This is a genomic window from Yoonia sp. 72 (assembly GCF_034652275.1).
Lineage (GTDB): Bacteria > Pseudomonadota > Alphaproteobacteria > Rhodobacterales > Rhodobacteraceae > Yoonia.
This window is the reverse complement of sequence record NZ_JAXIWG010000002.1, coordinates 758,708-770,970: the sequence shown is the minus strand read 5'-3', so window position 1 is coordinate 770,970 and position 12,263 is coordinate 758,708. Positions and strand designations below refer to the sequence as shown.

Genomic DNA, 12,263 nt, shown 5'->3' with positions numbered 1-12,263 from the left:
ACGATATCCTTGCGCGGCACGTAGCCGACACCGCCCAGCGTTTGCGGCACGCGGCTGTCGATGGAATTGTCGCGGTTGTCACCCATGAAAAAGAAATGTCCCGCAGGCACCGTGAACACGCCGGTGTTGTCGGTCGCGCGTGTGCCGATGTTCAGGATCGCGTGGCTGGTGCCATTGGGCAGCGTTTCGGTCTGGCGCGGCTTGAGACATTCCGCCCCCATGCCGACAGGGTCGTTGGCGCACATCGGGCGGCCACCCATCGGCCCTTGGGGTTCCATGATCTCGGTGAAGATGCCACCGTCTTCCAGACCGACAGCCTCGTCATTGATATGCAACACGCCGTCGATCATCTGGATCCGGTCGCCCGGTTCGCCGATCAACCGTTTGACCCATAATTGGCCGTTTACAGGATGAGAGAAAACTAAAACATCCCCTCGAGATATTTCCTCACGAACAGGAACAACGTTGATGACATCGCCAACCACTAGAGTTGGCTTCATCGAGCCTGCTGGGATCGAATAAGGGCTGAGTATAAGCCGCCAAACGACGAGTAGCACAACTAATGATGCAATGAACCACTTCATCTTCTACTCGATCGCTTTGAAGAAGCGGTCGCTGCGCCATGTCCAGAAGGCCAGCATCGACCGGCCCGCAGACGAGAACAGCACACGGTCGGCACGGCCTACGATATCCTTGCGCGGCACGTAGCCGACACCGCCCAGCGTTTGCGGCACGCGGCTGTCGATGGAATTGTCGCGGTTGTCACCCATGAAGAAGAAATGATCCGCAGGCACGGTGAACACACCGGTGTTGTCGGTCGCGCGCGTGCCGATGTTCAGGATCGCGTGGCTGGTGCCATTCGGCAGCGTTTCGGTCTGGCGCGGCTTGAGACATTCCGCCCCCATTCCAACAGGGTCGTTGGCGCACATCGGGCGGCCACCCATCGGACCTTGGGGTTCCATGATCTCGGTAAAGGTGCCCGCATCAGCCAGCCCGACTGGGGTGTCGTTGATATGCAGCACGCCGTCGATCATCTGGATGCGGTCACCGGGGGCACCGATCAGGCGCTTGATGAAATCCAGCCCCGTCACAGGGTGGCGGAACACGACGACATCGCCGACCTCGGGGTCAGAGCCGAACAGGCGGTCGTTGCTATCCTCGAACCAGCCGCAGAAATCATCCGCACCGACATCCAGCCCGACGGCAGGCACACGGATCGACGGGCAGGACGCATAGGAATAGCCATAAGCCATCTTGTTGACGAACAGGAAATCCCCGATCAGCAACGTGTCTTTCATCGACCCCGACGGAATCCAGAACGGTTGAAAGAACAGGGTACGGAACACGCCCGCAATGATCAGCGCCCAAAAGATCGTCTTGATCGTCTCTTTCACGCTGCTGACAAAGCCCGTTTTTTCGGCCATTTTCCGTTCCTTTTAAGGTTTGACGCTACATGATCGCGCAAGGGGGTGGAGTCAAGCGATGGGCCGCGCCTCGATCACCACAAAGGCTTGTGCCCAAGGGTGATCGTCGGTCAGCGTCACATGGATGATCGCCTCGTGCCCCGGTGGCGTCATCTGGTCCAGCCTTTCGCGCGCCCAACCGGTCACGGCCATGACGGGCTGGCCGGTGTGCAGGTTGGACACGGCCATGTCCTTCCACGCAATCCCCATGCGCAGACCGGTGCCCAGCGCCTTGGAACAGGCCTCTTTCGCGGCCCAGCGCTTGGCATAGGTGCCGGGTGTGTCGTGGCGCGCTTCGGCCTTGGCCTGTTCGACGGGCGTAAAGACACGGTTGCGGAACCGGTCACCGAACCGGTCGAGCGTGGCCGCGATGCGGTCGATATTCGCAAGGTCGGTGCCGATGCCAAGGATCATCCCGCAGCCCCCGGCGCATAGATATGGGCGACACGGTCCTCGTCCAGCCCGCCCAGCCAGTCGAAGGCCCCGTCGCAGGCGGCATGGAAATCGCGGATCGTCAGTTTCGGAAACCGGAAAAAGGCCGCATCCGCATTGGCCTGTTGCGCGGCAAAGATCACGCGGTCGATCCCCGCCCAGCGCATCGCGCTCAGGCACATCTCGCACGGTTGGCAGGACGCGATCAGCGTGGCACCGTGCAGGTCACGCCGGCCCAGCGTACGGGCGGCAGCGGCGATGGCCACGACTTCGGCATGGCGGCTGATATCGTCCGTCTCGCCCACCTCGTTGCGTGCGGTGGCGACCACCTTGCCATCCAGCACCACAGCGGCGGTAAAGACGATATCCTTGCCCTGATCATGCAGGCGGCAAGCGTGGTCGGTCACATCGCGCATGGCGGCGCGTTCGGCGGTGGTCGGTGTCAGCAACGCCGCGCTCATGCGCGCGCGGCATCCATCAGGCGGCGCATTTCGGCAATCGCGGGGCCAAGCCCGCGAAAGATGGATTCGCCGATCAGGAAATGCCCGATGTTGAGTTCCGCCACCTGCGGCAAGGCGGCGATGGGCGTGACGCAATCATAGGTCAGCCCGTGGCCCACATGCACCTCCAGCCCCAGATCGGTGGCAAAGGCGGTCATATCGGTGATCTTGCGCAATTCATCGTCGCGCATCTGCCAGTCGCCTTCCGCCCAAGCATCGGCATAGGCGCCCGAATGCAGTTCGATCACCGGCGCACCGATGCGGTGGGCAGCCCTGATCTGCGCTTCGTCGGCGGCGATGAACAGCGACACGCGGGACCCGGCATCGCGCAAAGGCGCGATATAGGCGGCCAATGCATTGTCATTTCCCGCCACATCCAGCCCGCCCTCGGTCGTGCGTTCCTCGCGCTTTTCGGGGACAAGGCAAACAGCATGCGGTTTGTGGCGCAAGGCGATCGCCTGCATTTCGGTCGTCGCCGCCATCTCGAAGTTCAGCGGGATACGCAGCGCCGCCATCAGGCGTTCGATATCGGTGTCGATGATGTGGCGGCGATCCTCGCGCAGATGCGCAGTGATCCCGTCTGCCCCCGCATCCTGTGCCAGCAGTGCCGCGCGCACCGGATCAGGCACGTCCCCGCCGCGCGCGTTGCGCACTGTCGCCACATGGTCGATATTCACACCGAGCCGCAGATTGGTCATGGTCGTCCCTTTCAGGCGAGAGAGGTCATTTCTTCAACTGGTCGAGCTTGGCCTGCAACACCTTGCGGCGCCGTTTCTGATAGGCCGCGATAATTGGCACGAACAGATAGTAGCTGAGCCACGCAAAGAACAAGCCCGGCGCGATGCCGCCGATCAGGTAGGGTACGAAAACCTCGTGATAAAAGGCAATCAGACCGGTCCAGTCGGCGGTGGCGACCGTGAACATAGCCACGAAATTGTAGATGATGTCCGAAAATGCATTACTGAACTGGCAGCCAAGCGTGCAGTAATCGGCGGTGACACTGTTATCCAGCCCGAACAGCGCTGCATTGAACGGACGCCCCAGCAGCCAATAACCTGTCCCCAAAGACGCGATCCCGATGGGAATATAGGTCAGCGGATTGCCCGCAAACGTGCCCAGCAGCGCGGCAAGGATATTGCCGCGCGCAATCCGCGCAAGCAGGATCGCGATGACGAAATGCAGCCCGTAGAACGGTGTGAACGCGGCAAACACACCCACCGCGATCCCGCGAGAGATTTTTTCGGGCGTGTCAGGCAAGCGCCGCAGCCGGTGTTTTACATACCCAAAGGCCCGCGCCCAGCCGCCGCGCGGATAGACAAAGTCCAGCACGATCTTCCAGATCGGCCGCCTATCCCTGCGCTTGAATACCAAAACACGACTTCCCTTCTGGCCTGTCAGCCACGCATAGACCCCGCCAGCCCCGGATCGCGGTGCCGCACAATGGAGGACACGTTGCTTTCCGCTTCGAGCGCCGTCATCACGCGGTGCAGATGTTCTGCATCCCGCAGATCGACATCGATCAGCAGGCGGAAATAGTCGGGCTTGCGGTCGATGAACTTGAGGTCAGAGATATTGGCGTTCTGTTCGCCGATCAATGTGCAAATGCGCCCCAGCACGCCGGTGTCGTTTGCGATTGTCGCGTCAAAGGTCACGGTATTGACGGCGGCATGCGTGCCTTCCTGCCAATGCAGGTCGATCCAGCGTTCGGGCTGTTCTTCGTAATCGACCAGCGCGGCACAGTCGATGGCATGGATCGTAACGCCCTGCCCGCGGAAGGTGATGCCCAGAATACGCTCTCCGGGGACCGGCTGACAGCAGGCCCCGCGTTTATAGACCTGATCGGGGCTGAGGCCCACGACCGCGCGTCCCTGATCGACCTCGTCGCCGTTTGTCAAGGACAGTTCGGGATAGATCGCCCGCACGACCTCGCTGCCGGTCACCTCGGCACTGCCCAGACGGGCGAGCAATTCGTCGACACTGTCGATAGCCAGCGCCTTGGCAGCGGTGCGCAGCGCCTTTTCGGTGGATTTCTTGCGCACGTTCTCGAAAGCCACGCGCGCCAGTTCGCGGCCCAGCCGGACATAGCGTTCGCGGTCTTCTTCGCGCAAGGATCGCCGGATCGCGGTTTTCGCGCGGCCCGTCACGGCGATATCGATCCATGTTGCCTGCGGGGTCTGGCCTTCGGCAGTGATAATCTCGACCGACTGCCCGTTCTTGAGCCGCGTCCAAAGCGGCACGCGCAGCCCGTCCACCTTGGCCCCCACACAGGCCGACCCGATCCGCGTATGGATTGCATAGGCAAAATCGATGGGCGTCGCCCCGCGCGGCAGTTTGATGACCTCGCCCTTGGGGGTGAAACAGAACACCTGATCCTGATACATCTCGAGCTTGACGGCTTCGAGGAATTCTTCGTGGTTCTGGTCGTCGTCCAGCCGGTCGGTCAGGGACGCGATCCAGCGCACAGGGTCCACGGCAAAGCGGTTTTCGACGCGTTCACCGTTCTTGTAGGACCAATGCGCCGCAACGCCCGTTTCAGCGACCTCGTGCATTTCGCGGGTGCGGATCTGCACCTCGACCCGCTTGCCGTCGCGGCCCGATACGGTGGTATGGATCGACCGGTAGCCGTTGGATTTCGGCTGGCTGATGTAATCTTTGAACCGCCCCGGCACGGCGCGCCAGCGCTGGTGGATCGTGCCAAGCACGCGGTAACAATCGCCTTCGGTCGCGACGATGATGCGGAACCCGTAGATGTCGGACAGGCGGCTGAACCCCTGATCCTTTTCCTGCATCTTGCGCCAGATGGAATAGGGCTTCTTGGCGCGGCCCGCGACATCGGCAAGGATATTGGCCTTTTCCAGTTCCACCCGCATATCGGCGGTGATTTTCTGGACCACATCGCCGGTTTCACGCTGCAGCGTGATGAACCGGCGGATGATGGAATTGCGCGCCTCGGGGTTCAGCACGCGGAAGGACAGATCCTCCAGCTCCTCGCGCATCCACTGCATGCCCATACGACCGGCAAGGGGGGCGAAAATCTCCATCGTCTCGCGGGCCTTTTGGGCCTGCTTTTCGGGGCGCATGGATTTGATCGTGCGCATGTTGTGCAAACGGTCGGCCAGCTTCACCAGCGTCACGCGCAAATCGCGGCTGGTCGCCATGAACAGCTTGCGAAAGTTTTCCGCCTGCTTGGTCTGGGTCGAGGTCAGTTGCAGGTTCGTCAGCTTGGTGACGCCATCGACAAGTTCCGCAATCTCGCGGCCGAATCGGGCCTCGACCATCGCAAAGGACGCCTTGGTATCCTCGATCGTGTCGTGCAGCAGGGCGGTGACCAGCGTCGCGTCATCCATCTGCTGCAAGGCAAGGATATGGGCGACCGCGACGGGATGGGTGAAATAAGGCTCGCCGGAATGGCGGAACTGGCCTTCGTGCATGTCGGCACCAAAGGCAAAGGCATCGCGCAGCAAGGCCTGATTTGTTTTCGGGTTATAGGCGCGAACCAGAGAGATCAGACTATCGGGATTCGTCATCTGGTTCCGCGCCCATTATTGGCAGGCTGAACAGCCCGCCCTAGCGCTGGCCTTGCGCTTCCATCAGCGCACGCAGCAGTTTTTCCTCGGACATGTCATCCTCGACCGGACGGTCGGCCTCGGCGCCCATCAGCAAGGACATGCTGTCCTCTTCGGGTTCGTCGATCTCGATCTGGGTCTGGTTGGCTTCGATCATGCGTTCGCGCAGGTCATCGGCCTGCTGGGTTTCTTCCGCGATTTCGCGCAGCGAAACGACAGGGTTCTTGTCGTTGTCGCGCGACACGGTGATCGGCGAACCGGCGGCGATTTCGCGGGCACGGTGCGCGGCAAGCATGACAAGCTCGAAACGGTTTGGGACTTTATCAACGCAATCTTCGACGGTAACGCGGGCCATGACAGATCTCCGGACAGGAAGCTTCGGAAGCTGCATCCCTAGAGCGTTCAAAAGGGATTGACAAGGGCCAGCGGGCGCGGGTTGCCCGTATTTTCAGGCTTGCGCGGTTGGACCGGGCAACCGGACGACACTGGCGCGGTCGGCCGCGGGAACCTGGCCAAGCATTTCCACCACGCTTAGCCCAAGACACGGATGGCGCCAGTCCGGGGCCACATCGGCCAGCGGGACCAGCACAAAGCTGCGGTCCTGCACGCGCGGGTGCGGTAGGATCAGACGGTCGGGCGCAATTGTTGCCTGCGCATGGGGCGGCAGGTGGCGCCAATGGTCATGTGTTGCGGCATCGGGCAACACCAGATCGCCCTGCGCGATCAGATCAAGGTCAAGGCTGCGCTGTCCCCAGCGCGTCGTGCGGATGCGCCCGGCCTCGGCCTCGATGGTATGCAGGGCGGCCAGAACGGCAGCGGCATCTAGGACAGAGTCAAACGCCATCGCCGCATTGACGAAATCAGGGCCCGCCCCCACAGGGTAGGCAGGGGTCGCATAGAACGGGCTGACACGCACCACACCGTGGGCCAGCGCGCTGACGCGACCGACGGCCCAAGCCACATTTGCCGCGGCGTCACCCTGAACTGATGCGTCGTTGCTGCCAAGGGCAATAAGCGTCATCTGGCCGATCATACCGCAAAGCGCCTCTTGTCTCACGGGAACCACCCTATAATATGGGCGTTTACTTGATCAACCTTCCACTCACATCACATCGGTGATCAAGGGAATCACTCGAAAGGGCTTTCATGTTTTACCGGGACGAGCGTCTCGCGCTCTTCATTGATGGATCGAACCTTTACGCAGCGGCCAAGTCGCTGGGGTTCGACATCGACTACAAGCTGCTGCGTCAGGAATTCATGCGCCGCGGCAAGCTTCTGCGCGCATTCTATTACACCGCACTGCTGGAAAATGACGAATATTCGCCGATCCGCCCGCTGGTCGACTGGCTGCATTACAACGGCTATTCGATGGTGACCAAACCGGCCAAGGAATTCACCGACAGCATGGGGCGACGCAAGGTCAAGGGCAACATGGACATCGAACTGGCCGTGGATGCGATGGAATTGGCCCCGCACCTTGACCATGCCGTGATCTTTTCCGGCGACGGTGATTTCCGCCCGTTGATTGAGGCGTTGCAGCGCAAGGGGGTGCGTGTGTCGGTCGTGTCCACGATCCGCAGCCAGCCACCGATGATCGCGGATGAACTGCGCCGTCAGGCCGATAACTTCATTGAACTGGATGAATTGCGCGAGGTCATCGGCAGACCCGCCCGCGAACCACGCCCCGACATTGCCGATACGGACAGCGCCAGCGATTAGGCGCGGCGTTCCAATCCGTCAAGCAGCACATCGGCAGCAGCAAGTGCGCGGTCCAAAGCCGCGCGTTGCGCTGCCGGTTCATCGCCGGCCGCCGCCACCCAAAGCGCCGCATCGACCAACGCCCCGTTGATCATGCGCGCCAAAGCCTCGGGGTCGGTCGCGCGGATGCGGCCCGACGCCATCAGCGCCGCAAGCGACTCGCGGATTTCCACGATGGCGGAAATCTCGTCGAGATCACGCAACTTCTGCCCGAGCACCGATGGCGCGTCACGAAAGCAGATCCGCTGGATTTCGGGATCTAACGCCTGTTCAAGCCACAGTCTGCAACAGGACCTGAAACCGACCCAGGGGTCGGCATGGCGTTTTTCCTCTTCGTCAAGCCGGACCGATATCTCTGCGTCGATCTGGTGCACGACCGCTTCCAGCAACCCCTCTTTGCCACCGAAATGGTGATAAAGCGCGCCCCGCGTCACACCGGCGTCGGCGCAGATCGCGTCCATCGCGCTTGCCGCATAGCCGTCAGCGGCAAAGGCGCGGCGGGCCGCCGCCAGCAACTGCGCCGTCGTCTGTTCGCGCATTTCGCCACGGCTGCGGCGCGGGGACGGGTCACCCATTGACATACACCTCGTATGTTTCTATCTCGTTCACATACACAGCGTATGTCTTTCTGAACGGTCTTTCAACATGTCGACGATCACCCGCCCCGCCCAAGCCACCGCAAGGGCCGAAGTCGCGCCGCTGCTGCGGCTTGTCCTGCCGATTGTGGCGGGTCTTGCGGCGTCGACGCTGATTGGCGTGGTGGACACGATCATGATCGCACCGCTTGGCACCATCTCGCTTGCTGCTGCGTCGCTGACGACGGCGGCGATCATCATCTTCTATTCCGCGATCTACGGCTTTGTCTCTGCCGTGGGGATCGAAGCCGCGCACCGGCACGGCGGCGCGCAGGCGGATGCCGTGGCTGCAGCCTTGCGCGCGGGCCTTGGGCTGGCGGTGGGCGCGGGTCTTGTGGGGGCCGTGGTGATGGTCCTGATCCTGTTTGTCCTGCCGCTGATCGGGCAACCCGCCGAAGTCCTCGCGGTCATCACACCCTATTGGCTGGCGATGTCGGCGCTCTTGGTGCCGGTCGCCCTGCTGATGGTGATCGGTCAGGTCCTGAACGCGATGGACCGGCCGTGGACGGCTGCGGGTTTCGCTTTTCTGGCGGTTATTTTGAACATTCCGCTGAATTATGTCCTGATCTGGGGGATCGGTGACTGGCAAGGGCTGGGGCTGATCGGCGCGGGACTGGCCAGCCTGATCGCAGAAGCGCTGGCCCTGCTGGTCGCGATCGGCTGGCTGGCGCGCAAAGGTTTGCTGCGCGCGCGCCCCAATGCGGCGCTGCGCAAAAGGCTGGCCTGGGGCGGCCTGCCGCTGGCCATCGGTTACACCGGCGAAGGAGCGGCCTTTGCCATGGTCGGGCTGATGCTGGGCATCTTCGGGGCGACAGCCCTCGCCGCCAACCAGATCGTGCAGGCGGTGGGCGGCGTTCTTTATATGCTGCCCTTGGGCATGGCGGCGGCTGTGGCGATCCGCATCGGACAGGCCAGCGGGTCGGGTGACCCTGCGCGGCTGCGCCCCATCGCGGTGGCCGCCATCGGGATCGTCACGATCTGGATGGTCGCTGTCACGATTGCGCTGATCCTGCTGGGGGGCCGGATTGCAGCCGCCTTGTCCGACGACAGCAGCGTCGTTGTCCTTGCCACGGCGATGTTCATCATCGTGGCGCTGATCCAAGTCGTGGACGGGGTGCAAGCAACCGCGCTTGGCGCGCTGCGCGGGATCATGGATTTCGTCTGGCCGACGCGGTTCACCCTTGTCAGCTACTGGCTGTTCGCCTTGCCGCTGGCGGCGGCACTGGGGTTCTGGGCAGAGCTTGGGCCACTTGGCGTCTGGGCCGGTTACGGGATCGGCATCGGCTTTGTTGCCGCAATCCTGCCAGTGCGGTTCTGGCGGCTGACCGCTGCGGCAAATCGCTGATTGCGAACGGCAAGGGCTGGACCCGCGCGGCGTCAGGCTTTACCTCTGGCACAAGCAGGAGAATGCGATGACCAAACCGCCCCTAACGCTTTATCTGGCAGCGCCGCGCGGCTTTTGCGCCGGTGTGGACCGCGCGATCAAGATCGTCGAAATGGCGATCCAGAAATGGGGCGCGCCGGTCTATGTGCGCCACGAGATCGTGCACAACAAATTCGTCGTCGATGCCCTGCGCGACCAAGGCGCGGTCTTTGTCGAAGAACTGGATGAATGTCCTGACGACCGCCCTGTGATCTTTTCTGCCCACGGCGTGCCTAAGGCGGTGCCTGCGGCGGCTGCCAAGCGCGAGATGATCTATGTCGATGCCACCTGCCCGCTGGTCAGCAAGGTGCATATCGAAGCACAGCGCCATGCCGACAACGGCTTGCAGATGATCATGATCGGCCACGAAGGCCACCCCGAAACCATCGGCACGATGGGGCAACTGCCCGAGGGCGAGGTGCTGCTGGTCGAAACCGTCGCTGATGTGGCGACCGTACAGGTCCGCGACCCCGCGCGCCTTGCCTTCGTGACGCAGACCACGCTGTCGGTCGATGACACCGCCGATATCGTCGCCGCTTTGCAGGCCCGTTTCCCTGCGATCATCGGCCCGCACAAAGAAGACATCTGCTACGCCACCACCAACCGGCAGGAAGCGGTCAAGGCGATGGCCCCCAAATGCGACGCCATGCTGGTCGTGGGCGCGCCCAATTCGTCCAACTCCCGCCGTTTGGTCGAGGTCGGCGCGCGTGCGGGTTGCAGCTATTCGCAACTGGTGCAGCGCGCGGCCGATATCGACTGGCGCGCGCTGGATGGTATCCGGTCGATGGGCATCACGGCCGGCGCATCCGCCCCCGAAGTGTTGATTAATGAAGTGATCGACGCCTTCCGCGACCGCTATGACGTGACGGTGGAAATGGTGGAAACCGCCAAGGAAAACGTCGAATTCAAAGTGCCGCGCGTGTTGCGGGAACCGGCATAATCTGATGCAGGCCATCCCCCGCTCCGCCTTGTTGCTTGGCCTTGCCGGGCTGATCCCGTTTTTCTGGGGCGCACTGACCGTGCTGCGCCCCGAGCTTGGGCAATGGGGCATCACCAATATCGGGCCGCGTTTCGTAGGCCCCTATGTGCAGCTGTTCTATGGCGCGGTGATCCTGTCGTTCATGTCGGGTGTGCTGTGGGGCTTCGCCACCAAGGCGACGGGCCGCGTAGCCACCGCCAGTTACATCCTGTCGGTCATCCCCGCGCTTTGGGCGTTTTTCATGACGGGCGGCGGCCCGACTGGGGCGGCGGTGAACCTGATTGTCGGTTTCCTCGGGCTTTTGCTGCTGGACTGGCATTTCTGGCAGATGGGTCTTGCGCCGAAATGGTGGATGCACCTGCGCGGCCTGCTGACCGCGCTGGTCGTTCTGTCGTTCCTGCCGCTGGTGCTGTGATGGCAGAGCTTTACGCCTATACGGACGGTGCCTGTTCGGGCAATCCCGGCCCCGGCGGCTGGGGCGCGCTGCTGGTCGCGCGCGACGGCGATACGGTCGTCAAGGAACGCCCGCTGAAAGGTGGCGAGGCCTTGACCACCAACAACCGCATGGAACTGCTGGCCGCGATTTCGGCGCTGGAGGCGCTGGCACGCGCGTCCGAAATCACGATTGTGACCGACAGCGCCTATGTCAAAGACGGGATAACCAAGTGGATCCACGGCTGGAAACGCAACGGCTGGACCAAGAAAGGCGGGCTCAAGAACGTCGACCTGTGGCAACGGCTTGACGCCGCCGCCGCACGTCACAAGGTCCGCTGGGAATGGGTCAAAGGGCATGCAGGCCACCCCGAAAACGAACGCGCTGACGAACTGGCACGTGCGGGCATGGCCCCGTTCAAGCCATGACCCTGCTGATGGTCCTTGATTACGCGGCGGTCTTTGTCTTTGCGCTGACAGGGGCACTGGTCGCCAGCCGCGCGCAGCTGGATATCGTGGGATTTGTGTTCATCGCCAGCCTGACGGCAGTGGGCGGCGGGACGATCCGCGATGTGATCCTGAACCGCGACACCGTCTTCTGGGTGGCCGACCCCACCTATATCGGCGTTGCGGCCATCGCGGCCTTTGGCGTGTTCTGGACAGCGCATCTGCTGGAAAGCCGCTATCGCACGATCCTGTGGCTCGATGCCTGCGCGCTGGCCTTTGCCGTGCCCGCAGGTGTGGCCGTGGCGCTGGCACTGGACCAGCCTTTCGGGATTGTCGTGATCATGGGGATCATCACCGGCTGCATGGGCGGGCTGATGCGCGACGTTGTCTGCAACGAAGTGCCGCTGGTCCTGAAACAGGGCGAGCTTTACGTCACCTGCGCGCTGGCAGGCGGGATAGCGGCGCTGCTGGCGCTGGCGCTTGGCCTTGCGACACCGCTGGCCTTGCTGGTCTGTGCGGGCGTGACATTTGCCTTGCGCGCAGGAAGTCTGGCCTTTGGCTGGAAACTGGCGGTCTACAAAGCCTATCCGCCGCGCCAGTAACCGCCGGAGCGGCAGGTAAAATTTTT

At 62.5% G+C, this 12,263-nt stretch carries 16 protein-coding genes; 6 read left to right on the top strand and 10 right to left on the bottom strand.

The annotated features are described in order from the left end of the window. From lepB (VCK47_RS12270) to folK, 9 genes are all read right to left on the bottom strand, one after another. A partial coding sequence (gene lepB, locus VCK47_RS12270) for a signal peptidase I (RefSeq protein ID WP_322892287.1) occupies positions 1 to 584 on the bottom strand: 584 nt, incomplete at its 3' end. A gap of 3 nt (positions 585 to 587) precedes the next feature. Next, positions 588 to 1,424 carry a signal peptidase I gene (gene lepB / locus VCK47_RS12265; RefSeq protein ID WP_322890573.1) on the bottom strand — a complete coding sequence of 279 codons (837 nt, stop codon included), beginning with the start codon at positions 1,422 to 1,424 and terminating at the stop codon, positions 588 to 590. Positions 1,425 to 1,475: 51 nt separating this feature from the next. Further along, positions 1,476 to 1,877, bottom strand: coding sequence for a holo-ACP synthase (gene acpS, locus VCK47_RS12260; protein ID WP_322890574.1), 402 nt, complete (start codon positions 1,875 to 1,877; stop codon positions 1,476 to 1,478). Further along, positions 1,874 to 2,356 (bottom strand): deaminase, encoded by a 483-nt coding sequence (locus tag VCK47_RS12255; protein ID WP_322890575.1) that lies wholly within the window; start codon positions 2,354 to 2,356, stop codon positions 1,874 to 1,876. Before VCK47_RS12255 ends, acpS begins: the two co-directional genes overlap by 4 nt. After that, on the bottom strand, positions 2,353 to 3,093 hold the full coding sequence (locus VCK47_RS12250; protein WP_322890576.1) for a pyridoxine 5'-phosphate synthase: 741 nt from the start codon (positions 3,091 to 3,093) through the stop codon (positions 2,353 to 2,355). The genes VCK47_RS12255 and VCK47_RS12250 overlap by 4 nt, the downstream gene beginning before the upstream one ends. Positions 3,094 to 3,118: 25 nt before the next feature. Continuing rightward, positions 3,119 to 3,766: a DUF2062 domain-containing protein gene (locus VCK47_RS12245; protein ID WP_322892286.1), complete on the bottom strand. Its 648-nt coding sequence runs from the start codon at positions 3,764 to 3,766 to the stop codon at positions 3,119 to 3,121. A 23-nt stretch (positions 3,767 to 3,789) separates the two neighbouring features. Beyond that, positions 3,790 to 5,922 (bottom strand): bifunctional (p)ppGpp synthetase/guanosine-3',5'-bis(diphosphate) 3'-pyrophosphohydrolase, encoded by a 2,133-nt coding sequence (locus VCK47_RS12240; RefSeq protein WP_322890578.1) that lies wholly within the window; start codon positions 5,920 to 5,922, stop codon positions 3,790 to 3,792. A 40-nt stretch (positions 5,923 to 5,962) separates the two neighbouring features. Beyond that, positions 5,963 to 6,316, bottom strand: a complete 354-nt coding sequence (gene rpoZ, locus VCK47_RS12235; RefSeq protein ID WP_019956629.1) for a DNA-directed RNA polymerase subunit omega — start codon at positions 6,314 to 6,316, stop codon at positions 5,963 to 5,965. 93 nt (positions 6,317 to 6,409) lie between these two features. Next, on the bottom strand, positions 6,410 to 6,982 hold the full coding sequence (gene folK / locus VCK47_RS12230; RefSeq protein ID WP_416236671.1) for a 2-amino-4-hydroxy-6-hydroxymethyldihydropteridine diphosphokinase: 573 nt from the start codon (positions 6,980 to 6,982) through the stop codon (positions 6,410 to 6,412). Between the two features lie 125 nt (positions 6,983 to 7,107). On the opposite strand from folK, the gene VCK47_RS12225 reads away from it, so the two are divergent. Further along, complete coding sequence (locus VCK47_RS12225; RefSeq protein WP_322890579.1) at positions 7,108 to 7,680, top strand: NYN domain-containing protein; 573 nt, start codon at positions 7,108 to 7,110, stop codon at positions 7,678 to 7,680. On the opposite strand, the gene VCK47_RS12220 is transcribed toward VCK47_RS12225, so the two are convergent. Further along, on the bottom strand, positions 7,677 to 8,294 hold the full coding sequence (locus tag VCK47_RS12220; protein ID WP_322890580.1) for a TetR/AcrR family transcriptional regulator: 618 nt from the start codon (positions 8,292 to 8,294) through the stop codon (positions 7,677 to 7,679). The genes VCK47_RS12225 and VCK47_RS12220 overlap by 4 nt on opposite strands. 70 nt (positions 8,295 to 8,364) lie before the next feature. Between VCK47_RS12220 and VCK47_RS12215 the strand changes: the two genes are divergently transcribed. The 5 genes from VCK47_RS12215 to VCK47_RS12195 all read left to right on the top strand — a co-directional run bounded on the left by VCK47_RS12215 (position 8,365) and on the right by VCK47_RS12195 (position 12,237). Beyond that, the gene (locus tag VCK47_RS12215) at positions 8,365 to 9,699 is read left to right on the top strand and encodes an MATE family efflux transporter (protein WP_322890581.1); all 1,335 of its coding nucleotides are present in this window, start codon (positions 8,365 to 8,367) and stop codon (positions 9,697 to 9,699) included. Positions 9,700 to 9,766: 67 nt separating this feature from the next. Beyond that, positions 9,767 to 10,717 carry a 4-hydroxy-3-methylbut-2-enyl diphosphate reductase gene (gene ispH, locus VCK47_RS12210; RefSeq protein WP_322890582.1) on the top strand — a complete coding sequence of 317 codons (951 nt, stop codon included), beginning with the start codon at positions 9,767 to 9,769 and terminating at the stop codon, positions 10,715 to 10,717. 4 nt (positions 10,718 to 10,721) lie between these two features. After that, positions 10,722 to 11,171: a DUF3429 domain-containing protein gene (locus VCK47_RS12205; RefSeq protein ID WP_322890583.1), complete on the top strand. Its 450-nt coding sequence runs from the start codon at positions 10,722 to 10,724 to the stop codon at positions 11,169 to 11,171. Beyond that, positions 11,171 to 11,617, top strand: coding sequence for a ribonuclease HI (rnhA, locus tag VCK47_RS12200; RefSeq protein WP_322890584.1), 447 nt, complete (start codon positions 11,171 to 11,173; stop codon positions 11,615 to 11,617). The genes VCK47_RS12205 and rnhA overlap by 1 nt, the downstream gene beginning before the upstream one ends. Next, positions 11,614 to 12,237 carry a trimeric intracellular cation channel family protein gene (locus VCK47_RS12195; RefSeq protein WP_322890585.1) on the top strand — a complete coding sequence of 208 codons (624 nt, stop codon included), beginning with the start codon at positions 11,614 to 11,616 and terminating at the stop codon, positions 12,235 to 12,237. Before rnhA ends, VCK47_RS12195 begins: the two co-directional genes overlap by 4 nt. The last annotated feature ends 26 nt before the right edge of the window (positions 12,238 to 12,263 follow it).